The following is a 25,809-nucleotide window of genomic DNA, read 5'->3' as shown; positions in this document are numbered from 1 at the left end:
TTTCTCATCTCTCTTACGGCAACATTTTCGTTCTTTAAATCGATAAGACGATCTAGATGCAACATACATACATCAATTTTCTCACGCACTGTTGGTTCCGGCATTAACTCACCTGTCTCTAAATACTTTACCGTACGATAAATCATCCACGGATCTCCAAGAGCAGCGCGACCAATCATAACACCATCTACACCAATTTCATCAAGCATACGCTTTGCATCTTGTGGTGTTTCGACATCACCATTTCCGATAACCGGAATATTTACAGCCTGCTTTACTTGTTTAATAATATTCCAATCCGCTTTACCTTCATACATTTGCACTCGTGTACGCCCATGAACCGCTATCGCTTGTCCACCAGCACGCTCAACAGCTCTAGCATTTTCTATTGCGAAAATATGTTCTTCATCCCAACCAATACGCATTTTAACTGTAACTGGCTTTTCAACAGCATCTACAACCGCCGCTACCATCTCATATATTTTATTTGGGTCTAAAAGCCACTTTGCTCCTGCATCACACTTAGTGATTTTCGGTACTGGGCACCCCATATTAATATCAATAATGTCTGCTGTCGTATATTTATCTACGTATTTCGCAGCATCTACAAGAGTTTCTTTCTCTCCACCAAAAATTTGTAAACTTAATGGCTTTTCTCTCTCATCGATATATAACATATCTAATGTTCTTTTGTTATTAAGTAATATTGCCTTATCACTTACCATTTCAGCACAAACTAAACCTGCACCAAATTCTTTTACCGTCAAACGGAATGCAGAGTTACACACTCCCGCCATCGGTGCTAGTACAACTGGATTTTTCATCTCAATATTTGCAATCTTTAACACCCGACTTACTCCTTCCTTTACGGTCACTTTGGCATCAATTCGTCTATTGAAACGTTTAATGTTTTAGCGACTTCTACTACAAAATCTTGGGAAGGTGATCTATTGCCCCTCTCAACTTCACCTAAAACCGATACAGATACCCCTAATTCTTTCGCAAAACCTTCTTGCGTATAGCCTTTTAGCTTTCGAAAAGCACGAATGCGTCTTCCCCATTTTTCTGCTTCCATACCGTTACTCCCTCTCGCCTTTTCATTTCTTCTACTTGTGAACGTGAAATGTCTTGTTTTATATCTTGATTGATTTCTAACAACGGAACGATAACAAAAGCTCTTTCGAACATCCGCGGATGCGGAACAATAAGATTCTCTGCTTCAATATTTTCTTGATTATATAGTAAAATGTCAAGGTCGATGGTCCTCGGGCCCCATCTAATTTCCCTTTTTCTTCCTAGGTCATTCTCTACCTTTTGTGTTACTTTCAATAATTCTTGCGGTGATAAATTGGTAGAAATTTTTATAACTAAATTTAAAAAGCAATTTTGGTCAGTATAGCCAACCGGATCAGTTTCATATACAGACGAAACATCATCAACTTGGATATGCTGGTTTTTATTTAAAAACTGAATTGCTTCAGTTAAATAAGTATAACGCTCCCCAATATTGGAACCTAATGCAATGTACGCTATATTATTCATGGACGTTCTCTCGTAATTTCTACCGCTACAGCACGATAATGTCCCGGTATCGGCGGATCCGGTTTAATTACCTTAATTGTACACTGTGAAATACTCTCATATTGTTTCAATATATCTGTAGCGATATTTTCAGCAATACTCTCTACAAGCTTATACGTTCTATCTTCAACCACTTTTCTACATAGTTCGAAAAGCTCCCCGTAATTGACAGAATACTCTAAGTCGTCGCTTTCTCCTGCACGTTTTAAATCCAACTCCACCGTTAAATCCACTTTAAATCTCTGACCCAATTTATTTTCTTCTGGGAATACACCATGATAACCGTAAAACTCCATATCATGGATATAAATTTTATCCAATTACTTTGCCCCCTTACCAATCATCGCGTCCATCATCTTAGCCATACGCGCCATTTCTTTCAAATCATGAACACGGATAAACTCACAGCCCTTTTCAATACCAAGACAAACGGTAGCTCCCGTTCCTTCAAGACGTTCCTCCACTGGCAAATCTAACACATGGCCAATAAAGGACTTTCTTGAAGTACCTAAGAGAACTGGGTAACCCAGTACATTTAATTGTTCTAAATTGCGCATCGCTTCTAAATTTTGCTCAGGTGTTTTCGCAAAACCGATACCTGGGTCTAAAATAATATTCTCATCTCGCACACCAGCATCTTTAGCAATTTTAATACTTTCATACAAATCAGCAATCATATCGGCCATTAAATTGCGGTAATTCATATTATCTCGGTTATGCATTAAGATAATGGGCACATCATAATAGGCTGCAACTTCAGCAATCCTCGGTTCCGCCTTCGCTCCCCAAATATCATTAATAATATGAGCACCAGCTTCAATCGCTTGTTTCGCAACCTCAGCTTTATACGTATCAATAGAAATAGGTAGCTTTACTTCTTTTGACACTGCCTGAATCATTGGAACAACTCGCTTTATTTCCTCTTCTACTGAAACTTTAGCGAAACCCGGGCGGGTAGATTCGCCGCCAATATCAATAATATGGGCACCTTCACTTTTCATTTCTTTCGCATGTCGCACCGCAGCATCTACTTCGTTGTAACTCCCACCATCAGAAAATGAATCTGGCGTTACATTTAAAATCCCCATAATTAATGTCTTTTCATTTAAGTTCAATGTATATTCGCCGCAGCGCAAATCATAATCCCACTTCAAACTACACATCTCCTCTTCGCAATTCATTTCTGCTCCACAATTTCTCTCTCTGCACTCCATAAAGATCCATAAGTCTTTTTGTAACCACTCCCACTTTACCTGGGAAATCTTTCTCCTCTATACGATAAAGAGGGACAATCTCTTGAATAGAGTTCGTTACGAACACTTCATCCGCTGAAAGCAATTCATCTTTTGTAAAGAAACCTTCCTTTACTTCTATATCTAGCTCTTCAGCAGCCTTTATAATAAACGCACGAGTGATTCCGTTTAAAATCCCTGTTTCTAATGAAGGAGTATATAAAATATCTCCTTTAACAAAAAAGAGATTCGAAACAATACCCTCTGCAACATAACCTGTTTCGGTAAGAAAAATACCTTCCTTATTCACAACATTTCCAATTTCGCGTTTCCCTAAAATATTATTTAAATAATGATGGGACTTCAAGCGAAATGCACCCTCTGGTGTATTTCTCACTTGCTTTAAAATAACTCCTTCTTTTTCCACTACATTCCCTGGAGATGCTAAAGGTTTTATAAAAACAATAACAGACGGTTCTTCATATACTTCCGTTTGTAATCCTATTTCATCTATACCCGCCGATACATTTAAGCGCACATATGCATGCTTTAACCCATTCTTAACAAGTAGATTCTTTAAAATAAGCATCACTTCATCTTTTGTCATTGTCCATTTGATTTGCAATATATCTAGCGCATCCATTAAGCGTTCATAATGATCATCCAATAAAAAGGGATGACCATTATAAATACGAAATGTCTCAAAAACCCCAAGTCCATATAGGTAACCGTGGTCATAAGGAGAAATTTTCGCTTCACTCGCTTCTACATACGAGCCATTTACGTAAATTAACACGATGTCACACTTGGGCTATATTTGCGAATGAAATTCTGTAGCAACTCTTTCCCATGAGAAGTCATAATAGATTCCGGATGGAATTGTACCCCTTCAATCGGCAACGTTTTATGACGAAGCGCCATAATTTCACCTTCTTCAGTCCAAGATGTTATCTCTAAACAATTCGGTAACGTCTCTTTTTTAACGATAAGAGAGTGATAACGTGTCGCGGTAAATGGATTTGGGATATCAGAAAAAATCGTCTGCCCATCATGATGCATTAAAGATGTTTTTCCATGCATCAAACGCTCTGCCCTGACAACATCCCCTCCAAATACTTGCGCAATTGATTGATGTCCAAGACAGACCCCAAAAATCGGAAGCTTACCTGCAAAATATTTAATAACCTCCATACTGATTCCCGCCTCATTAGGACTACATGGACCTGGCGAAATCATTAAAAAATCTGGTTTCATATTCTCAATATCCGAAATAGTCACTTCATCATTACGCTTAACAACAAGCTCTTGTCCAAGTTCTCCAAGAAATTGCACTAAATTAAATGTAAAAGAATCATAATTATCAATCATTAATATCATTTCTCTCACCTAACCGTTTCTTCGCTACTTTCTTTTGCACGCCATAAAGCGATTGCTTTTTTTAACGACTCTTTATATTCATCTTTTGGATTTGAATCAATTACAATACCCGCTCCAGCTTGCACATGCGCTTGTCCATCTTTAGCAAGTAGTGTTCGGATTACAATATTCAATTCCGTATCTCCAGAATAACCAATCCAACCAATTGAACCCGTATAAATCCCTCGGCGAACAGGTTCTAATTCTTCAATGATTTCCATCGTACGTATTTTCGGGGCACCGGTAATTGTCCCACCAGGAAATACAGCCTTCACCAAATCGAAAGCATCTTTATCTACTTCCACCTCACCACGCACATTAGAAACAATATGCATAACGTGTGAGTATTTTTCAATTACCATAAATTCATCTACTTCAACAGTGCCATATTTACAAACCCGGCCCAAGTCATTTCGTTCTAAATCCACAAGCATTACATGCTCTGCTCTTTCCTTTTCATTTTCAATTAATTCTTTCGCTAATTCTTCATCCTCTTGCTCACTTGCTCCTCGAGAGCGCGTACCAGCAATCGGTCTTGTACTCACTTCTTTTCCTTGCTTTTTAATTAGCAATTCAGGCGAAGCACTAACAATTTGAAAATCTCCAAACTCCAAGTAACCCATATATGGAGATGGATTAATTTCACGAAGACTTGTATATATTTCTAGTGGATGTGTTTGTAATGTTCTTTCTTGTCTTGTCGACAAGTTTACTTGAAACACATCACCCGCTCCAATATATTCTTGAATACGTTCAACGGCCTTCATAAAGCCCTCTTCCGTAAAAGCGACTGCTTCATTTTTCTTTTCAGGAGATTCAAACGGCATAGTCACTTCGGGGGCTTCTTTCATCCAAAGACCCTTCCATTCATTTAATCGTTCTTCTGCCTCTTCACACTCATCTACATAATGCGTAATAATCCATAACACTCTCTCCTGTTGATCATACACAAACACGTCATCAAATAACAAAAAGAATATGTCAGGTATATTAATATCATCCTTCGCAAGAGAAGAAAGTTTTTCAATATAACGGATACAATCATAACTAAAGTATCCAATTGCCCCACCTTGAAAAGGTGGGTACTCCGGATTATAATCCGTTTTCCATTTCTCCATATACGCTTGCATTAAATCTAACGGATTCCCTCGCTTTATTGTTTCCTTACCACTTTCACTTATATGTAACGTCTCATTCTTACCCTGAATTACCGCTACTGGATCCAGCCCAACAATATTATAACGACCACCACGTCCACTTTCTAACAAAATATGTTGCGGCTTATCCTGAGAAAGAAATTTATATTGCTTAAAGAAATCTAACTGATATGGAATAGAAAGCGCTAAAGATTTTCTTCGTTGCATATCAACACCCCGTCTTCTGTTATCCCACCCTCTTAAGCCAATCAAATCAAACTACATAAAATTATTTATATAGAGAATGACTACACTTGAGGGCTAGTGAAAATAAATTAATTATACTACTTCTTATTTTACATGAAGTTTTCTAGTCATTCACTCTTTTCCTTTTTCCAATCAAAAAAGAAAAAGCATCCTTTTTTAAGGATGCTTTTCAAATCACATTCACTTATGACTCAAATTGATAAAGTGGTGTACTTAAATATCGTTCACCGTTACTTGGGATAATAACAAGTACCTTTTTCCCTTTACCTAATTTCTTCGCAACTTCTGTCGCTGCATAAACGACCGCTCCCGAAGAGATACCAACTAAAATACCTTCTTCTTTAGCCACTCTTCTCGCATATTCGAACGCTTGCTCCGTTTTCACTTGAATAATTTCATCATATACCTCTACATCCAATGTCTCCGGAACAAACCCCGCTCCAATTCCTTGGATCTTATGTGGTCCTGGCTTTCCACCAGATAATACTGGTGAATCCGCAGGTTCTACCGCGTAAATTTTGATATCTTTATAAGCCTCTTTCAGCACTTCACCGGCACCTGTAATTGTTCCACCTGTACCAATACCTGCGATAAAAGCATCTAATTGATCCCCCATCTGTTCAACAATTTCTGGACCTGTTGTTATACGATGGATTTCTGGATTCGCTTGATTTTGGAACTGTTGTGGTATAAAGTACCCATGTTCTTCTGCTAATTCAGTTGCCTTTCGAATTGCTCCGCCCATTCCTTCAGGTCCTGGAGTCAATACTAATTCAGCACCGTAAGCGCGTAATAAATTACGACGCTCAATACTCATTGTTTCTGGCATTACTAAAATTGCCTTATATCCTTTAGCAGCTGCTACCATCGCTAAGCCAATACCTGTGTTACCACTTGTCGGCTCAATGATTGTATCGCCCTCTTTTAATAATCCTTTATTTTCAGCATCTTCAATCATAGCTAACGCGATACGATCTTTAACACTGCTCCCCGGATTCATAAATTCTAATTTTAAATATACATCTGCGCTGTCTGATTCTACGATGCGGTTCAACTTAACGATCGGCGTTTTCCCGATTAATTCTGAAACTGATTGTGCCACTCGCATTCCTGTCACTCCTAACACCGAGTATTTTTATTGGTTTTATCTATATTTAGATTTTGTCAGAAAATTCCCTATTTGTCAATCTATTTGGGCGGCTGATTCTCCACCTAAACTTCTTTATTACAGCTTCTCAATTAGACTTGTAATATCTTCTTTAGCGAATTTATATCGTTCATTACAGAAGTGACAGTGAACTTCCGTCTCTTCTTCTTCTGCACGAATTTGTTCTAACTCCGCTTTACCTAAACTAATTAGCACACTTTCAATACGCTCACGTGAACATGTACAATTAAATTGAACATCCATTGTTTCTAGCACTTTCACTTTATCTTCTCCAAGCACTTCATACAGTAATTCTTCTGGAGAAAGACCTTGTTCGATTAATTGTGATACTGGCGGGATTTGTTGAAGACGCTCTTCAATAAATGAAATTGTTTCTTCCTGCGCACCTGGCATAATTTGAAGAATGAATCCACCCGCCGCTAATACGCTATCATCTCCATTTACAAGAACACCAACACCTACAGAAGAAGGCGTCTGCTCAGAAACCGCGAAATAATATGTGAAATCTTCCCCTAGTTCTCCTGAAACAATGGGAGATTGACCAATAAACGGTTCACGCATACCGATATCTTTAATTACCGTTACAAATCCTTCTGTACCTACCGCTTGATATACACGTAATTTCCCTTGTTCCGTTCCTTCAAAATCAACATGCGGATTCGTTACATAACCACGTACATCCCCATTTGCATGAGCATCGACTAAGATAGGACCAATCGGGCCGTTACCCTCTACTTTAATCGTTAACTTCTGCTCGCCTTTTAACATAGCACCCATCATTGTACCCGCAGTTAAAGAACGACCAAGTGCCGCTGAAGCTGTTCTCCATGTATCATGACGCTTTTGCGCCTCACTTACTGTATTTGTTGTACGTACACTATAAGCACGAACCTCTCCATTAAACGCTAACGCTTTTACTAAATAATCTTTCATACTTATTTATTCACCCTTCTCATGTTGTAAATTTGCATTACGCTCATATAACATATACAAACCTTTTAACGTTAAAAACGGATCTACAATATCAATTACATTTGATTCTTCTGAAATTAATTTTGCTAATCCACCTGTTGCAATAACTTTCGGTTCTTGCTTAGCTTCTTCCTTCATACGCTTAACAATACCTTCCACTTGTCCAACGTATCCATAAAGAATACCTGATTGCATTGCACTTACTGTATTCTTCCCGATAACACTACCCGGTTTTGTAATTTCAATACGAGGAAGCTTTGCTGCCCTGCTATATAAAGCCTCTGCCGAAATCATAATTCCCGGCGTAATGACGCCACCCATATAATGCTTCTCTTCGTTAATATAACAATATGTAGTAGCCGTACCAAAATCAACAATAATAAGCGGACTTCCATATAAGTGGATTCCTGCTACTGCATTTACAATTCGGTCCGCGCCTACTTCACGTGGATTTTCATATTTAATATTCAAGCCAGTTTTTATCCCAGGCCCCACTACAAGCGGTTTAATTTTAAAATACTTTTCACACATACGCTCTAAAGCGAACATAATTGGCGGTACAACTGAAGACACAATAATACCTTTCACATCTTCAAAAGAAAGACCTTCATGCTCAAGTAACTGCTTTACAAGCATCCCATACTCATCTTCTGTTTTATGACGATCTGTTTCCATGCGCCAATGCTGACGAAGTTCCCCCTCTTCAAACACACCTAGTACCGCATTTGTGTTCCCTACATCCAATACAAAAATCATATTCTCACCACTTATCTTATTTAATCTATATTTGCGCAGTATGTATAAAACTTACAAAAACATCATATCACACATACTTATATAATCAGTTTTTCTATACTCATCATTGTACAAAAAGATTACTCTCTATTTCAATTTTTAATAATAGTTTCATTCAATTTTTTTTGCCACTTAAATTCATTCCACAAAAAAAGGAGTGACTATTGTCACTCCTTTTTTTCTTACTTATCTTCTGTATCTTCATCGTCTTTCTTCATATTGATGTTTACTTTCACATCATCTGAAGATGTTGGACGCTCAGGTAATCTGCCATAATCATATAAATGATTAATTTGCTCTGCATCTAATGTTTCTACTTCAAGTAACGTTTTTGCGATAATATCAAGCTTATCTCGTTTTTCAGTAAGAATTTGTTTCGCGCGAGCATAACAGTCTTTAATAATTATTTGCATTTCCACATCAATTTCATGCGCGATTGCATCACTGTAGTTTTGTTCTGAATGGAAGTCTCTTCCTAAGAATACCTGACCACCTTGTGAGCTACCAAATTGCATCGGTCCAAGCTTATCACTCATCCCGAATTCTGTAACCATACGTCTTGCAATACCAGTCGCACGTTGGAAGTCGTTGTGAGCACCTGTACTTGCTTCACCAAATACAATCTCCTCAGCTACTCGACCACCAAGTAAACCAGTGATTTTATCAAGTAACTCTGGTTTTGTCATGAAGTAACGATCTTCCTTCGGAAGCATTACCGCATATCCACCAGCTTGACCACGAGGGACAATTGTTACTTTATGAACGATATCTGCTTCATCAAGAACAACACCAATTACAGTATGGCCAGCCTCATGGAATGCAACGATATTACGTTCTTTTTCAGAGATAACGCGACTTTTCTTAGCTGGACCTGCAATAACACGATCCGTCGCTTCATCGATGTCACTCATATCAATTTTCTTCTTATCTTGACGCGCAGCTACTAAAGCAGCTTCGTTTAATAAGTTTTCAAGATCGGCACCAGAGAATCCTGGTGTACGAGTTGCAATTGCTCTTAAGTTGACATTCTCATCAAGCGGTTTATTACGAGCGTGTACCTTAAGTACAGCTTCACGACCATTTACATCTGGACGATCTACTGTAATTTGACGGTCAAAACGACCTGGACGTAATAACGCTGGATCAAGAATATCAGGACGGTTTGTCGCAGCGATGATAATAATACCTTCGTTTGCACCGAATCCATCCATTTCAACAAGCAATTGGTTCAACGTTTGTTCACGCTCATCATGACCACCGCCAAGACCCGCGCCACGTTGACGTCCTACTGCATCAATTTCATCAATGAAAATGATACAAGGAGCATTTTTCTTTGCGTTTTCAAATAAATCACGTACACGGGATGCACCGACACCGACGAACATCTCTACGAAGTCAGAACCACTAATAGAGAAGAACGGAACGCCTGCTTCACCTGCAACAGCACGTGCTAGTAAAGTTTTACCTGTACCTGGAGGTCCCACTAATAGAACACCCTTCGGAATACGGGCACCAACTTCAGCGAACTTACGAGGGTCTTTCAAGAATTCAACTACCTCAACAAGTTCTTGTTTCTCTTCATCCGCTCCAGCAACATCTCTGAAACGAATTTTTTTCTTTTCATCATTGTATAGCTTCGCCTTACTTTTCCCGAAGTTCATAACACGACTACCGCCGCCCTGAGCTTGGTTTAATAAGAAGAAGAATAAAATGAAGATAATGACAAACGGAATGATAGAAGTAAAGAACGTTACCCAAGCACTTGTTTCTTCTGCTGGTTGATACTTAACTTCAGCCCCTTGCGCTTTATCATTAATTTTCTTTTGTAATTCCTCAGTATTTGGTGCATAAGTAACAAATTGTTCTCCTTGGCTAGAAGTCTTGAATTGTCCCTTTACCTCAAACACACCATTTTTCGGTTGAAGCTGCACATTACGCACTTCACCTTTTTCAAGTTGAGTAATGAATTTATCGTAGCTAACTGATGTCGTTTTTTGCGTCGAACCATTAAAATAGCTCACGATTCCAATTACTACTAAGAATATCAGTAAATAAAAGATGGTATTACGGAAGATACGATTCATTCCTAACCTCCTCTCACGGCATAAACACTATAGTAAATCGTAACATAAAAAAAATTTCCTATACAATTGTAACGCCTATATTTAATTAATTTGAGTAAACACTTGGTTTTAATACTCCTACATAAGGAAGATTACGGTACTGCTCTTTATAATCTAATCCATATCCTACAACAAATTCATGAGGAACAGTAAATCCAACATAATCTGCTTTCAGATCAACCTTACGGCCTGTTGGCTTATCTAATAAAGTAACAATTTTTACAGATTTCGCTTTACGATATTTAAACAGATCCACTAAATAGCTTAGTGTAAGACCGCTATCAATAATATCTTCAACGATTAAAATATCGCGACCTTCTACCGAAGTATCAAGATCTTTTAAGATTTTTACTTCGCCTGTCGAAACTGTAGAGTGACCGTAGCTAGATACAGCCATAAAATCCATTTCAAGATATGTATCTGTTCTCTTTAATAAATCTGCCATAAATGGCATTGCACCCTTTAGTACACCAATCGCAAGAGGTACTGTATTTTTGTAATCCTCTGCAATAACTGCACCTAGTTCGCGCACCTTTTCTTGTATTTGTTCTTCAGAAATTAATACTTTTTCGATATCTTGATTCATCATTTCATTATCCTCCCGGAAGACTCCTTGCTTTTGTAGTGAATAATCATGTATTTACCCTTCTTTGCTAGCTCTTTCGAAGTAGCAAACGCAGATCGTTTCAACAAGGGTACCCAAATAATATTTCCACTTGCGTCACAAACGATCGGCCATTCTTCTCTTTTTTCTTTTGGTACTTTCGCTTCGATAAAAACAGCTTTTATCTTTTTTGTACCATCCATACCTTGCATTGACATGCGATCTCCATTTTCCCTAGACCGAATACGAAGTGGATACGATATATCATTATACTTAGCAACAAATACTGTTTCATTCATGTTACTCGGTATATCTTCGCTCACCTCTGTTACAAGTTTATCCCCATTCGGCAATATAATTGTCCCAGGTACTGATAAATCTTGCGAAAAAGGAGAAACAATTTCTTGTTTAAATCCAAAACCACATTCTTCGTATGTGCGAACAATTTTCAAACCACCTGGAAAATCTAGTGAACCTGAAGGTTGTGCCCGCTTAAAAAATTCAATCACCTTGTCAATATGTATAGAAGAAAGCGAAGATGGAATCTTATATTCATAAAGATAGTTTAATATTAGTTGAATCCCTCTTCTTTGTAAAGGCATAGACATGGATTCAAAGGCAGGAATTGATAAGCTAATTTGTTTATCGCTTTTTTTTGTAATTACTTTATTCATTTTCTCAAAAGCTAATTCCTGCAAATAAGCCTCATCCTCTTGCATCTGCACGCTAAATTTTTGGAATTTCTCATGCATTTGTGGATTTTCTTCTTTCAAATAAGGAAGGACATATTTACGTAATCGATTCCTTGTATATACTTCTTTTTTATTACTCGGATCTATACGCGGAATAACTTTTAATTTATTACAGTAATCAACAATTTCTTCCTTAGTTACCCCAAGTAACGGCCTAATTAAATATCCATTATGAAAAGATCGCTTCACTGCAATGCCTGCGTATCCTTTCGGAGTACTCCCTCGTACAAGGCGCATTAAAATCGTCTCTACTTGATCATCTCCATGGTGACCAAGAGCTACATATCTCGCATCATATTTCTTCATTATTCTTTCCAAAAATGCATATCTGCATTCTCTAGCTGCAACTTGTGCATTCATTCCATATTGCTGTTGATATTGCGACACATTAATCCTTAGCGTTTCACAAATAACTCCTAGCTCTTTGCAAAGAACCTGTACAAACTGTAAATCCTCATAAGATTCATTACCTCTAAACATATGGTCCACATGTGCTACTACAATTTCTAGCTGTTTTTCTGCCCTTTTTTCTAACAAATAATATAAAAGAGCCAAAGAGTCAGGACCACCAGAAACCCCTACAACAATTGTTGAATGTTTCTTTAATACATCATGCTGCTTTACAAAGTCATCTACTTTTTCAACAAATGCATCTTTCAACTTCGCAATCACCTTTCATTAAACAAGAACAACAACATTAGTTACCTTGTATATAATGGTACAACTTTTACAAACATTGTGCAAAAAAAAGATGTACAAAATCCATATTTTTATCTTACATCTCTCCTGTATATTTAACAAAGTAATCACATTACCTTTTTAATCAAAAAAACCTAGGCATCTACCTAGGTTTTTTTGATTATTTTATTGCGCCTGCATTCCTACTATTGGAATCGTAGCCCACTTCGGCATATTTTTCTTTACTTTCGCCACCACAATAGTCATATCATCATTTATATAACCATCACCAGAGCGAATTACTTCTTCCATAATAATATCAGCGATTTCCTGTGGGTCCTCTGTTTGTAGTTCTTTAATTTTACGTTTTATCCATAATTCGTGATTCTCCACATGTTGCGCTCCCTCAAAGATGCCGTCACTCATCATGATAAGAAGATCACCCGTTTTTAATTGCTCACCAACCACATCAACTTCAACATCTTCAATGATTCCCATCGGCAAATTACTTGCCTCAATTTTCAAAATATTATTTCCGCGTTTAACAAAACTCGGCGTCGATCCAATCTTTAAAAACTTCGCACTCGCATCCCGCAAATCTACCATAGCCAAGTCAAGCGTTGTATACATCTCCTCTGTCGTCCTTAAAGAAAGAATCGAATTGATGGACTTAATCGCTATTTCTTCATCAATACCTGATTGAAGTATCTTTTGTAATAATTTTACCGTTTCCCTACTCTCCATATGAGCCCTTTGTCCATTTCCCATACCATCACTAATCGCAAGTGCATATTTACCAACGCTCAAATCCATCATCGCGTAGGAATCACCTGAAACAAACCCACCACCTTTTGCAGCTGTGGCCAATCCTGTATCAAGAGAATATGTCTTCGCTGAACCAAATGATATTAAACTGTGCCCATTTGGATATGAGGATTTCTCTTCATGCTTAACGACGATATTCTCTTTTAAAATATCTGAAAGCATTGGAGCAACCAACTTCTCACATTCCCCATGTTCATTAGATGCAGCCGGAATCAACATTTCAATATCAATACTTCCTCTATCTAAACAATAAATATCAACATGCTCCACTTCGACACCAAAATCACGAAACGCTTGTAAAATTTGCTCCTCCTGCGCTTGATGGTTCTCTCTTTCTCGTTGTATCTCCTTAGCGAAATCCTCCATCACTTTTGATACACCTAGTAATTGCTCCGCTACAATTCTACGATTTTCCTTCATTTGTTTTCTTAATTTCTGCCCCTCATAGAAGTGATCTAATTCACCCGCTACTAAATCCGTTACTTTCTTCCCTCTCACACAATGCTTGTCCCATTCACGAACTAACTTCCGATTATGCTGCAGCGTTCCTTCTTCTGTTTCACTCATTATTTGTTTCATATAATCGTATGTTTTATCAAAATTAACTACCCAACATTGATCCTTCTTAAAGCATGTTTGACATGTTTTTGCAGTAATTGTACTTAAAAATAAATCAGCTTCTGTTTCTTTATCTTCCTCCTCCACATACCCGTATACAGAAAAGCTATTAGACAAAGCAGCAAATACATTAGCAAATTGATTGATTTTGTTTGCTGTAACATCGCGCACTCTTCTTAAATATTGTTGTTGATCCTGTGAATGTTCCTGTGTACCCGGCATAAATTTAGCAATACGATCCATAACAAGCTTCGGTGTTAATAAGAAGAAAACAATCGCTACACCAGATTCAATTAAAGTTGTTACAATACTTGTTTGCTTGTCTACATATAATGTAATTAAGCTTGTACCAATTAATAAACCTAAACTAACTCCTATACGCTTCCCTTCTTTTAACAATCCCCCAAGCAATCCTGAAAAGGCAAGGAGACTAAGTTGAGACAAGCTCGCCACATTTGCTAAACTTAATATTAACCCAGTGACAACTCCTACCGTGGACCCTGTAGCTGCCCCTGCAATAAAGGCAAATACTAATACTAAATATCTAGTGAAAATATGTTGAATAGAAGCATCATAAACAAACCAATCCGTTGTGCCCGTTAAAACAGATGCTAGTAATATAATTAAACAAACAATTTCTTCTGTTTCTAACGCTTGTTGCTTCCCTTTCCTTTCCACTAAAAGCGGAACACTTTGTAAAAATATCATCGTTAATACGAAGCTAAGCCCCGCTTCGATCGTACTGACGAGCAGATCATACATGGTGACGGTTTGCTGTGCAAAATATACAACAACTAAATGTGCGGTTAATGCGGAGATAAATACTTGGAATGGTACAAGTCCAACAGTTTTACGTGTAAACCGACTAAAGAAGATATTATAAATAAAGAAGGTAAAGATAGATGCAAAAGTAAAAAATAAATTATCTATTGAAACTGAAAGTGCTCCCCCCATTAGGGCTAAGAACGCGAGCGGCATTTTATCTCGCTTCATAACATAAACAGCAGCAAAAAACGGCAATGCAAACGGTAAAATGTTTGTTAATATATATGCTCGTCCCAAAAGAAAACCAATAACAGCAATAATGAATCCCCATCTAAAGAAAACTTTTTCAAACTTCATTCGCAACTTACTCGTCCACTTTATTGTTCCAAGCTGACTTTCATTCATCGCCAATGCACTTGTATTCATAGTATTCCTTCCTGCTTTAGGCATATTTTTAACACCACCTGCATAGTTTAATTACTGTTATTATAAAAGATGATTATTGGTTTTTTTGTCAAAACAACAGTTTTGACTTTTATAATCGTTCGACTTTTTATTCGAAATAAATCTACATATATACATAGTATTTAATTTATTTAAAGTGAGTTGAAAGAATGTTCAGAAAATATAGGGTGATTTTGTAGAAGTATTGTACGTCTTAATTTATATTTAACAAAAAAAGACCATGCAAATTTGCATGATCTTTTTAGATGACCCGTACGGGATTCGAACCCGTGTTACCGCCGTGAAAGGGCGGTGTCTTAACCACTTGACCAACGGGCCGTTAAATTAAATATAGCGGCGGAGGGGATCGAACCCCCGACCTCACGGGTATGAACCGTACGCTCTAGCCAGCTGAGCTACACCGCCATGTCGTCGTATTTAACGGACAATTAGTATATTACATCAGATATATTTTAAAGTCAATACATCTCAAAAACTTTTTTAAAAATATATTCTCTCACATAAAAAAGTACCCGAGTAATTACTCTGGGTACCTCTCTATATGTTAAGAATTAAACGGACTTATTATCCGCGACGTGCGCCACGGCCACCACGTTTAGATTCTGTGTTACGCTTTAAAGAAGTTAAACGATCTTCACTATCTTTTAAAAAGCGTGCCATCTTTTGCTCAAATGTTTCTTTTGGAGCTCGTTCGTTACCGCCACCGCGGTTATCTCTGTTGGAAGAACGATTATTACGTTGTGGACGTCCAGAACGTTGTTGATCACCACCACGTTGGTATTCACCGCGTGGACGATCTCCTTCTGTTTTTTCACGTTCTTTCGCTTTCTTAATAGATAGGCCAATTTTGCCATCTTTTTCAACATTGATAACCTTTACTTCTACTTGGTCGCCTACTTTTAAGTGATCGTTAATATCTTTCACATAATTATCAGCAACTTCACTAATATGAACAAGACCTGTTAAGCCTTCTGGCAGCTCCACAAAAGCCCCAAAATTTGTAATACCTGTTACTTTACCCTGTAACTTGCTGCCTACCTCGATTGACATAAAAAAAATGCTCCTCCTTAGTGGTTAAAAAGTCAAATTTTACTTTATTATATATAATCCTAAAATACAGTGTCAATAAGACATACTCTACTTAGAAACAGGAAAAATTATCTCCCCTTTTCCGGAGAAGAAATAATCCCTTCTAGCAATCTTTAAAACGTACTCTTCATCATTCAACTTTTGAACTTCATCTTTTAGATTCTTTTCTTTTTTCGTTAATGAATCCAGTTCTTTTTTCATGTCCTTAACTTTTGCTTCTTTTGCTTTAATGGAACTGTTTTGTTGATAAAACGTCACACTAATACTAGCAATAATTGTAAAAGCAAAGACAAGAAAAACCGCTAAACGGCGATAAAGTCGCTTCCTGTTCTCATCCGTTTGTATTATATGTTCTTTAACAGGATTTGGACTCTGTTTGTCGATTGTTCTTTGTCTCAGTTCCCTCATTTCCGAGGTCCCCCTAACTTCTTTTTTATACGCACCCATAATTGGAAGATATGTCCCTTCAATTTTGCTACATATTGCAGGAACCCTACATGCTTCATTATAAAAAGTTTAACACGATTAGGGAGAAGTTTCCATATGAGCGAAGCAATAAACCGAACAGGCGAGAAAAAAACTTTCCATATGAAAAGTAATATCCAAATCACCATTTTCCATAACACATGTCCAATTGAAAGCAGTATACGAAATAAGAATAATATAAATGCAATAAATAGCTGTGCTATAATAATAACAGGTTTTATCATGAGTAGCTGTATAATTCGAACAAAAAATTGTGTTGTTTGTACAAAAATATAGATGAGAAAATTTAACATCTTCATGTATAGTGCTTTCAATAAGCTTTGATATGCTGCAAAACCACATAGTAACGCCAAAAATACATATATACGTAGTTCGGCTTCATTTACACGCAGTAATACATAAAAAACGAATAATGCTTGGACAATCCAAAATAGTATATCATGTATAAATACAAGCCAACGTTTACGCTCTTGGCGCTTTAAAAACCGTTGGTATGTATCTAAAGAAGCACCAATCCAAGCACCCATTCCAATCATCGAAAGCATTGTATACAACTGAATTGTTAGGCTCATTTAAACAGCTTACTAAAGAAGCCTTTAGTTTTCTCCCCTTGGTTCTCATCAATATACAGCATTTCATGAACTTTCCCTTTAATTGATACAATACCCTTTTCTACATCTAAATTCTTCATTTGCAAATTTTGACCACGAATTGTTAAAAAACCCATTACAGTCTCGAGTAAAAACTCTTCGCTATCAAAACTCTCTACCTGCTTTACACCGGTAATATCAATTACACGCCTGCCACGCATAATAATATCATGCTCTACCGAAACATTTTGTTGATTAGAAGACATAGGTGAGTAACCATTATTCACGAAAATCCCCCCATAGCTTTATACTAGCTAATAGTAATGTATGAAGGGCTAACCTATTTTAGAACAAGCCTTCTTCCGCTTTCACCTTTTCCTCACGAACGAGACTATACATGTTTGCTGCATCTTCTTTTTTAGTTGTTTCTTTCAATTCATTTACTTTCACAGTTACTATTTTTTGCCCGAAACGAATTGTTAATTCATCCTCTACCTTCACATCTGAACTCGCTTTTGCCACTTGGCCATTAATCGAAATTCTTCCTTGGTCAGACACTTCTTTTGCTAATGTTCTTCTTTTAATTAAACGTGATACTTTCAAAAATTTATCTAGACGCATATCAAATCCCCCTATTAACGCTCTGTTTGTTTTGCCTCTTCCCATAAAATATCTAACTGTTCTAATGATAAATCTTGCATTTCCTTATTCATTTCAGCTACTTTTGCTTCCATGTATAAAAAGCGATCCATAAATTTCTCATTAGTTGAACGTAACGCTTCTTCTGGATCTAATTTATAATGACGAGCTATATTCACAAATGCAAATAGTAAATCACCAAATTCACCTAGCATCTTTTTCTCGTCCATGTTTACAACTTCTTGTTGGAATTCTTGCCATTCTTCTAAGGCCTTCTCTATCATCGGCTGCACATCAACCCAATCAAATCCAACCTTTCCAGCTTTCTTCTGAATTTCATAAGCACGCATTAGTTGTGGCAAGCTTTTTGGAATACCCGCTAAAACAGATTCTTTCACGAATCCCTTTTCTTGTTTTTTAATTTCTTCCCAATTTGCAATCACTTCATCAGCATTATTTACATCCGTATCCCCAAACACATGCGGATGACGACGAACCATTTTCTCAGCTAAAGTCCGAATAATATCATCTATAGAGAACCAACCTTCATCCTCTCCAATTTGGGCATGAAGCATAACTTGTAATAATATATCACCTAGTTCTTCTACTAAATGATCATCATCCTCTTCATCAATTGCTTCTAGCACTTCATACGCTTCTTCAATTAAGTATTTCTTTAAAGATTGATGAGTTTGCTTTTTATCCCATGGGCAACCATTCGGTCCACGAAGATCAGCAATAATTGCTCTAAGCACATCAAATTGCTGATATAAGGACGCACGTTCCTTAACTGGCGGTACATACACACTCGTTAAATTATTTAATTCTGTTTCGTGATCTAACATGTATAACGATACCTTTTTCACTTGCTCGAATGAAGTCCCTGCAGCTGTTACGATATACACTTCGTAATCATCTGGCAAAATCTCCATTAACGTTAGCTTCACATCTGAAGCAACGAATGCATCATACACCTGGCAAAAGATTAAATGTTGACGTAATTCTAATTGTCCTCTTTCAAATGATGTAGCATCAATTAATTGGAACCCTTCAATCGGATCAATTTTTAGACTTGCGAACATCGGATCAAGGAAACTTTGTCCACCTTCAATTCGCACTTCAATATTTGCTGCTTCTCCTTTTTCCAAAAGTAGCTGAACTGTTCTTTCTGCTACAAGCGGATGACCTGGAACAGCATAAATAATTTCTGCGCCTTTAGCTTGTTCTAGCAATGTATTCGCAATTGTTTCATATACGATTTCAAATGTATCATGTGCCTCATATACATTATCAAAGGCCGTATACTTTATAGCTTCTTTCTCCAATTCTTCTATAACTGGGTGCTCCTTCGTTCTAACAAACATATGGTCTGCTTCTTTTATCTTTCGATATACACCCATTGTTAACTGATCTAACTCACCAGCACCTAATCCTAAAATAGTAATGATTCCACTCACAACCAGTCACCTCTATCCACTCTTCTTCAATGAACCTTCTTTTTTCTCTTGTTTCATAACGTTTCCTAATTCTTCTTTTGTAAATACACGTAATTTTAAAATTAAAAACATATATGCTAATCCACCGATAGCTACACCTAACAGCGCTTCAAGCGTCGCAATTCCTCTATGTCCTGTATCAATTACTAATCCGGACATTCGTAACATACGCATAAAGATTATTAATACAAACCCCATACCGATACCACTAATAGCTACACCTAACATATTCCGCCTATCAATAAGCGGCTCCGATACAGCTCGCATAAGTAACACACTATTTAGCAAGGCAATTACAATAAGCGCAACTAAAGTTGCAATTGCAGCTCCCTTTACACCAAAATACGGCATTAATATATAGTTTAAAACTAACTTCAAACAACCTCCAAATACAACGAATATTGCTGGTTTTAATGTTTGTCCCACTCCTTGCAAAATGGAAGCAGTTGTAATTGACAATGAACTAAATAAAATAGATAAAGATAAAATCGATAACACATCTGATCCATCACTATTTTCAAACAACATAATATTTGTAGGTTGAATAATACAAGTTAATCCAATAGCAGCTGCAGATCCAATAACAAATGTTATTTTCATTGCTAACTTTACCTTTTCTTGAATAAATGAAAGATCTCCTCTTTCTTTCGCCGCTGTAATAATAGGAATAAGTGACAATGAGAAAGAAGTTGTCACAACAGTACCTAATTGCATAAGCGGGATACTTCTATCATAAACACCTTTTAGTACCTTTGCATTTTCAACTTGCTCTCCCGCACGAATAAGCAAAGTATACAAGGAAATAGAATCCGCCATTTGTATAAAAATAAGGACTAAATTACTAACACAAATCGCTAATCCCTGCCAAAAAAGGATTCGAACAATTCCTTTTTTATTTCTAATTCCCTTCCATCTTTTGAAGAAAATAGCATGGAAATCATGACGCATATAAAGTAAAAGTACGATAATCCCAATAAGCCCGCCTGCAATTGAACCTAGCATGGCACCCGCACCAACTGTATATAAATCAAATCCATGAGCAATAAGGAATAGTGATAAAAATACAATAATAGAAACACGAATCGTTTGTTCAATTACTTGCGAAACAGCCGTCGGCATCATATTATTGAAACCTTGAAAATATCCTCTCGCTACAGATAAAAATGGCATTAGTAGGAATGAAAACGAAATAACACGTAATAATTTATTTAAATGTATATCGCCCATAGCCGATGCAATTGTTTCGGCCCCAAAGAATAATGTGAAAAACCCTATAAATCCAATTCCTAATAAAAACCAAAAAGATACACAAATAATTTCTTCTGCTTCTTTTTGTTTTCCTCGTTCTAATCTTTCTGCGACCATTTTTGAAATAATAATGGGAAACCCATAAGTAGCTAAAATCAAACAAAATCCATAAAACGGATAAATTTGTTGGTAAATATAAAAACCAACATCACCCGCTATATTTTGATATGGAATACGGTAAAAAGCGCTTAATACCTTCGTAACAAAACTTGCGATTGTTAATATAATAGCCCCACGCCAAAAGGCTTGGTACTTCTTCGCTTCCATACAAGAAAACTCCTTTTTCTATTCTCACCCCTCGTATTATATCACAAAGAAAAACTGGCTCTCCTTCATATTCCTTACATTCACTGACTTCTTTCAACAGCAAAAATATTCAATGAAAAAAGGTAGCAAAGCGCTACCTTCGTTCAATATACTTATATCTCCAAATAGTTAATTTCTCAAATAGAAATATCATAATTAGGAAAGATTGCTACTTATAGAAATTACACTTCGCTACTGCTCCATTTGTTTCGCTAAAAAGCTTGCAGCTGTATTTACTGATTTATGCTCTACTTCACTTATAATAGCCTCTTTAGAGAAGATAACGACAGCTCCGATTGGATCTCCATTTGCAATAATCGAGCCAATTGTATAAGAGCTCACTTTTTCTGTTACTCCATCAATAATTGAAATTTCGCTTTCATCTGTCATAATTACAGACTTACGCTCTTCCATTGTCTTCTCAATTAAATCGCCAACACTTTTATTTAAGTATTCTTTTTTAGATGCGCCTGCTACTGCGATAATAGAATCACGATCGCATACAAGCACATTATGTCCTAAGCTATCGTATAAAGCTTCCGTATATTCCTTTGCAAAATTACCTAGTTCACTAATTGGAGAATATTTTTTCAAAATCACTTCTCCATCGCGATCAACAAATATTTCTAGTGGATCTCCCTCACGAATACGTAAAGTTCTACGAATTTCCTTCGGAATTACTACCCTGCCTAAATCATCAATTCGACGTACGATTCCAGTTGCTTTCATTCTAATGCTGCCTCACTTTCTACTGATGATCAAAGTGGTGAATTTACCTGTTCATGTAAAAATCACCAACTATTAAACATAGTATTTTACACATTAGTTCTTCTATGCACGTCGAATTGTATTTTTTATCTTATATTAGGCATTTATTACTTCTTTTTTTACATCTGGCAAGCCTTTTAATAAATTTTCAGCAATTGTTAACCATTTCGACGTCTCTAATCCATTCGTTTTCATCACAATTTTCAATTGTGACCCCTCCATACCAAGACCGATCATACGGCCAAAACTACTTCCTAGCATGAATAATTTTCCACCATCTATATTTTGGCTCGCTTGTTCAGAAAACAGGAATGTTACTTCAAATTTATTTTGCTTAATTAACTCAATTTTTTCTTTCATCGCCAACACTTTAATGTTTGCAATTTGTAATAAATAACCAACTTCTTGTGGATAATCACCAAATCTGTCAATCATCTCTTCCTGCAACTCTTCAATATCTTCAATTGCAGAAATACCTCTAAATTGTTTATACATCATAATTTTTTGTTTACTATCTGAAATGTACGCATCCGGTAAATATGCATCTACTTCTAAATCAATTTCAACATTAACGGTATTTTCAACTCCGTCTGTTCCTCTACGTTGCTCAATTGCATCTTTTAACATTTGAGAATATAGATCAAATCCGACAGAATCAATAAATCCATGTTGTTCTGCCCCTAACAAATTACCCGCACCACGAATTGATAAGTCTCTCATCGCAATTTTGAAACCGGATCCAAGCTCTGTAAACTCTTTAATTGCTTGCAGACGCCTCTCTGCAACTTCCGATAACACTTTATCACGTTTGTATGCAAAGTATGCATACGCGACGCGATTAGAACGCCCAACACGACCACGAAGCTGATACAACTGCGATAATCCCATACGATCTGCATCAAATACAATTAATGTATTTACATTCGGAATATCTACACCCGTCTCAATAATTGTTGTACTTACAAGAACATCATGCTGCCCTTCTAAAAACGATAGCATAACAGACTCTAATTCACCTTCATTCATTTTCCCATGTGCGTATGTTACACGAGCATCTGGAACTAACATCGAAATTTCATCTGCTTTTCTTTCAATATCCTCCACACGGTTATATAGGAAGTAAATTTGACCGCCTCTTGCTAACTCTCGCTCTATCGCTTCTCGCATTAACGCTGGATTATACTCTACTACATATGTTTGTACTGGGAAACGATTCTCTGGTGGTGTCTCAATAACAGATAAATCGCGCACACCAAGCATAGACATATGAAGTGTACGTGGAATCGGAGTTGCCGTTAATGTTAACACGTCAACATTTGCTTTCAATTGTTTAATTTTTTCTTTATGTGTAACGCCGAATCTTTGTTCTTCATCAATAATAAGAAGTCCTAAATCTTTATAAGTAACATCTTTAGATAAAATACGATGCGTTCCGATTACAATATCCACCGTTCCATCTTTTAAACCTTTAATCGTTTCATTTTGTTGTTTTCGTGTGCGGAATCTACTTAGTAACCCTATATTAATCGGGTAATCTTGAAAACGCTCTCGAATTGTTTCATAGTGTTGTTGTGCAAGGATTGTTGTTGGTACTAAAATCGCAACTTGTTTTTCATCCATAATTGCTTTAAATGCCGCACGAATAGCTACTTCCGTCTTTCCATATCCTACGTCACCACAAAGAAGCCTATCCATCGGACGTCCGCGTTCCATATCTTTCTTAATCTCTTCAATAGAACGTAATTGATCCTCTGTCTCTTGATATGGGAATAAAGATTCAAACTCTTGTTGCTCTGCCGTATCTGGTGTATATGCATAACCTTTCGAAGCTTCACGCTCGGCATATAATTTAATTAGGTCATCTGCAATGTCTTGTACAGATTTTTCAACTTTCGTTTTGACCTTCTTCCAATCATTTCCGCCTAATTTATAAACTTTTGGTTCCTTACCTTCAGACCCTACGTATTTTTGCACTTGATCAATTTGTTCAATTGGAACGTATAACTTATCATTACCTTGATATTTAATATTTAAATAATCTTTATGAACACCATTAATCTCTAATGTCTCAATACCTAAAAATTTACCTATACCATGATTTACATGAACGACATGGTCTCCAACTTTTAATTCCGAATAACTTTTAATACGTTCAGCGTTAGATAACTTTTGCTTACGTTGTGATTTTTTAACCTTCTTATGAAAAAGCTCCTTTTCAGTAATGACAACAAACTTTTGCATCGGCATTTCAAAGCCTGCATGTAAATCACCTACAGCAATTTGTAACCTTCCAGGCAATAAGATATCTGTCGCCTCTACAATGTCTGCATCAATATCATAATCACTTAAAATATGTTGTAGTTTTTTTACACGTTCATCATCTGTTCCAAGCACAACGGTCGTAAAATTACCTTCATTCCATCTATCAATTTCAGTTTTTAACAAATGCATCTGTCCGTGGAAATCTTGCATCGTTTTACATGTCACATTTACAATATTTTGAGGATGTGTGTGTGCTATATGGCGTAAGAATAACGTTAAATATACAAAACTTCTTTTTTTATTATGAAGAAACTCCTCAAACGAGTGGGAGAAAGATAAATCCTGAATAATTGTTCCTTCGCCAAGAAGTGAGATATACCATTCCGCTTCTTCTGTTTCAAGATGTGATGCTGTTTCTTGAATACGGGAAATCTCATCTAAAATCACAACACCATTTTCTGGTAAATAATCTATCAGACTAGCAGGTTCTTTATAGAAAATAGATAAATATTTAAACATTTGTTCTATACTCTGCCCGTTTTTCAACATTTCAATTTCATGACTAACCGTCTCAAGCACAGTAGTCTTTAATTTATCATCGGAAAGCTTTTGCATCGTCTTAGTCAAACCTTCTTCAAGATGCTTAATTCCCGATTTCAATTCTTCCTGTGAAAATAAAAACTCTGTTGCTGGACCGAACTTAACACTTTCCTTTTTATCTTGAGAACGCTGTTCATCCACATCAAACAATCGAATAGAATCGACTTCTGTATCGAAGAATTCAATACGAAACGGTAATTCTTCCGTTAATGGGTAAATATCTAATATTCCCCCGCGTAAACTGAACTCTCCTGGAGCTTCTACCATTGACTTACGCTCGTAGCCAATATGATGTAAAGTATGCAAGAGTGCATCTAAATCAATCTCTTGCCCTAGATTGATTTCAATTTGCCTTTGCTTCCATAATTCTTTTATTGGTAAAAACCTACGCAGCCCTGCAACTGGCGCTACAATAATCCCATTCTCTCCTGCAGCTAAGCGATTTAACACTTCAATACGCTGTGCCTTCAATTCTGGACTTGCAACACCAACCTCCGATGCTATCAATTCATTTACCGGATATAGCCAAACATCTTTTTCACCAAGTAACGCCACTAAATCTTCATGTACTTTTTGTGCTTGGTATAAATTGTGCGTCACGATAAGTTGTGATTGCTTTGTCTTTTTATATAAAGCTGCCATTAATAATGAACGAGAGGATGTTGCCATACCCGATACAAGTTGTTCTTTCAACCCATCTTCTAGCCCATTAATAACCGATTGTATTTCTTCATTTTTATAAAATTGCTCTAATAAACCTATCATTTTCAAAACTCCTCTCAACATAAAGAGCAAGTTACTATATTTTATGCAAATATTTTGGAAAAAGAAAACAGAAAAATGCTTTGGACATGCCAAAGCGACAACA

The 25,809-nt window shown here is 36.7% G+C and carries 24 protein-coding genes and 2 tRNA genes (1 of these 26 cut by a window edge); all 26 read right to left on the bottom strand.

The genetic code is table 11. The features are described from left to right. Positions 1-848, bottom strand: partial view of a tRNA dihydrouridine synthase DusB gene (gene dusB / locus MHH59_RS00425; RefSeq protein ID WP_002009708.1) — the 5' portion only. It extends 151 nt beyond the left edge of the window; 848 of the gene's 999 nt are visible here — the first part of the coding sequence; its start codon is at positions 846-848; the stop codon falls past the left edge of the window. A 23-nt stretch (positions 849-871) separates the two neighbouring features. Then, positions 872-1,075, bottom strand: a complete 204-nt coding sequence (locus MHH59_RS00420) for a helix-turn-helix domain-containing protein (RefSeq protein WP_002009706.1) — start codon at positions 1,073-1,075, stop codon at positions 872-874. After that, positions 1,027-1,542 carry a 2-amino-4-hydroxy-6-hydroxymethyldihydropteridine diphosphokinase gene (gene folK, locus MHH59_RS00415; RefSeq protein ID WP_002124564.1) on the bottom strand — a complete coding sequence of 172 codons (516 nt, stop codon included), beginning with the start codon at positions 1,540-1,542 and terminating at the stop codon, positions 1,027-1,029. Before folK ends, MHH59_RS00420 begins: the two co-directional genes overlap by 49 nt. Further along, on the bottom strand, positions 1,539-1,901 hold the full coding sequence (gene folB / locus MHH59_RS00410; RefSeq protein WP_002130228.1) for a dihydroneopterin aldolase: 363 nt from the start codon (positions 1,899-1,901) through the stop codon (positions 1,539-1,541). Before folB ends, folK begins: the two co-directional genes overlap by 4 nt. Next, a complete protein-coding gene (gene folP / locus MHH59_RS00405) occupies positions 1,902-2,762 on the bottom strand; it encodes a dihydropteroate synthase (protein WP_078178527.1) in 861 nt (286 codons plus the stop codon). Further along, positions 2,737-3,609: an aminodeoxychorismate lyase gene (pabC, locus tag MHH59_RS00400; RefSeq protein ID WP_340850749.1), complete on the bottom strand. Its 873-nt coding sequence runs from the start codon at positions 3,607-3,609 to the stop codon at positions 2,737-2,739. Before pabC ends, folP begins: the two co-directional genes overlap by 26 nt. Next, positions 3,603-4,190 carry an aminodeoxychorismate/anthranilate synthase component II gene (gene pabA / locus MHH59_RS00395; protein ID WP_002130225.1) on the bottom strand — a complete coding sequence of 196 codons (588 nt, stop codon included), beginning with the start codon at positions 4,188-4,190 and terminating at the stop codon, positions 3,603-3,605. The genes pabC and pabA overlap by 7 nt, the downstream gene beginning before the upstream one ends. 5 nt (positions 4,191-4,195) lie before the next feature. Next, positions 4,196-5,593 carry an anthranilate synthase component I gene (gene trpE / locus MHH59_RS00390; RefSeq protein ID WP_147740499.1) on the bottom strand — a complete coding sequence of 466 codons (1,398 nt, stop codon included), beginning with the start codon at positions 5,591-5,593 and terminating at the stop codon, positions 4,196-4,198. 223 nt (positions 5,594-5,816) lie between these two features. Next, positions 5,817-6,740, bottom strand: coding sequence for a cysteine synthase A (cysK, locus tag MHH59_RS00385; RefSeq protein ID WP_002130221.1), 924 nt, complete (start codon positions 6,738-6,740; stop codon positions 5,817-5,819). A 117-nt stretch (positions 6,741-6,857) separates the two neighbouring features. Then, positions 6,858-7,733, bottom strand: a complete 876-nt coding sequence (hslO, locus tag MHH59_RS00380) for a redox-regulated molecular chaperone HslO (RefSeq protein WP_309515299.1) — start codon at positions 7,731-7,733, stop codon at positions 6,858-6,860. A gap of 6 nt (positions 7,734-7,739) precedes the next feature. Continuing rightward, the gene (locus MHH59_RS00375) at positions 7,740-8,528 is read right to left on the bottom strand and encodes a type III pantothenate kinase (RefSeq protein WP_002009692.1); all 789 of its coding nucleotides are present in this window, start codon (positions 8,526-8,528) and stop codon (positions 7,740-7,742) included. Positions 8,529-8,749: 221 nt separating this feature from the next. After that, positions 8,750-10,651 carry an ATP-dependent zinc metalloprotease FtsH gene (gene ftsH / locus MHH59_RS00370; RefSeq protein ID WP_002091565.1) on the bottom strand — a complete coding sequence of 634 codons (1,902 nt, stop codon included), beginning with the start codon at positions 10,649-10,651 and terminating at the stop codon, positions 8,750-8,752. Positions 10,652-10,736: 85 nt separating this feature from the next. After that, positions 10,737-11,279 carry a hypoxanthine phosphoribosyltransferase gene (gene hpt, locus MHH59_RS00365; protein ID WP_000981846.1) on the bottom strand — a complete coding sequence of 181 codons (543 nt, stop codon included), beginning with the start codon at positions 11,277-11,279 and terminating at the stop codon, positions 10,737-10,739. Beyond that, positions 11,276-12,706, bottom strand: a complete 1,431-nt coding sequence (gene tilS / locus MHH59_RS00360) for a tRNA lysidine(34) synthetase TilS (protein WP_016119038.1) — start codon at positions 12,704-12,706, stop codon at positions 11,276-11,278. The genes hpt and tilS overlap by 4 nt, the downstream gene beginning before the upstream one ends. A gap of 204 nt (positions 12,707-12,910) precedes the next feature. Next, positions 12,911-15,382, bottom strand: coding sequence for a stage II sporulation protein E (spoIIE, locus tag MHH59_RS00355; protein WP_078178524.1), 2,472 nt, complete (start codon positions 15,380-15,382; stop codon positions 12,911-12,913). A 261-nt stretch (positions 15,383-15,643) separates the two neighbouring features. Then, positions 15,644-15,715, bottom strand: a tRNA-Glu gene (locus tag MHH59_RS00350). A 13-nt stretch (positions 15,716-15,728) separates the two neighbouring features. After that, positions 15,729-15,802: transfer RNA gene (locus MHH59_RS00345), tRNA-Met, on the bottom strand. A gap of 159 nt (positions 15,803-15,961) precedes the next feature. Next, a complete protein-coding gene (locus tag MHH59_RS00340; RefSeq protein ID WP_002009683.1) occupies positions 15,962-16,447 on the bottom strand; it encodes a S1 domain-containing RNA-binding protein in 486 nt (161 codons plus the stop codon). Between the two features lie 87 nt (positions 16,448-16,534). Continuing rightward, positions 16,535-16,894: a cell division protein DivIC gene (gene divIC / locus MHH59_RS00335; RefSeq protein ID WP_002091572.1), complete on the bottom strand. Its 360-nt coding sequence runs from the start codon at positions 16,892-16,894 to the stop codon at positions 16,535-16,537. After that, a complete protein-coding gene (yabQ, locus tag MHH59_RS00330; RefSeq protein ID WP_002091573.1) occupies positions 16,891-17,544 on the bottom strand; it encodes a spore cortex biosynthesis protein YabQ in 654 nt (217 codons plus the stop codon). The genes divIC and yabQ overlap by 4 nt, the downstream gene beginning before the upstream one ends. After that, positions 17,541-17,828 (bottom strand): sporulation protein YabP, encoded by a 288-nt coding sequence (gene yabP / locus MHH59_RS00325; protein ID WP_003186823.1) that lies wholly within the window; start codon positions 17,826-17,828, stop codon positions 17,541-17,543. Before yabP ends, yabQ begins: the two co-directional genes overlap by 4 nt. A gap of 79 nt (positions 17,829-17,907) precedes the next feature. After that, entirely contained in the window at positions 17,908-18,183 is a 276-nt protein-coding gene (locus MHH59_RS00320; RefSeq protein ID WP_002009677.1) for an RNA-binding S4 domain-containing protein, read from the bottom strand. A 14-nt stretch (positions 18,184-18,197) separates the two neighbouring features. Beyond that, entirely contained in the window at positions 18,198-19,658 is a 1,461-nt protein-coding gene (gene mazG, locus MHH59_RS00315; RefSeq protein WP_002009675.1) for a nucleoside triphosphate pyrophosphohydrolase, read from the bottom strand. Between the two features lie 12 nt (positions 19,659-19,670). Next, positions 19,671-21,272, bottom strand: a complete 1,602-nt coding sequence (locus MHH59_RS00310) for a putative polysaccharide biosynthesis protein (protein ID WP_340850748.1) — start codon at positions 21,270-21,272, stop codon at positions 19,671-19,673. Positions 21,273-21,503: 231 nt separating this feature from the next. Further along, positions 21,504-22,040 (bottom strand): stage V sporulation protein T, encoded by a 537-nt coding sequence (gene spoVT / locus MHH59_RS00305; RefSeq protein ID WP_002009670.1) that lies wholly within the window; start codon positions 22,038-22,040, stop codon positions 21,504-21,506. A gap of 135 nt (positions 22,041-22,175) precedes the next feature. After that, positions 22,176-25,706, bottom strand: coding sequence for a transcription-repair coupling factor (gene mfd / locus MHH59_RS00300; protein WP_002130216.1), 3,531 nt, complete (start codon positions 25,704-25,706; stop codon positions 22,176-22,178). Positions 25,707-25,809 lie beyond the last annotated feature (103 nt).

The organism is Bacillus sp. FSL E2-0195 (assembly GCF_038003645.1).
Classification (GTDB): Bacteria; Bacillota; Bacilli; order Bacillales; family Bacillaceae_G; genus Bacillus_A; species Bacillus_A mycoides.
Note: the sequence above shows the minus strand (reverse complement) of the source record. Positions and strands in the feature narration are given on the sequence as shown.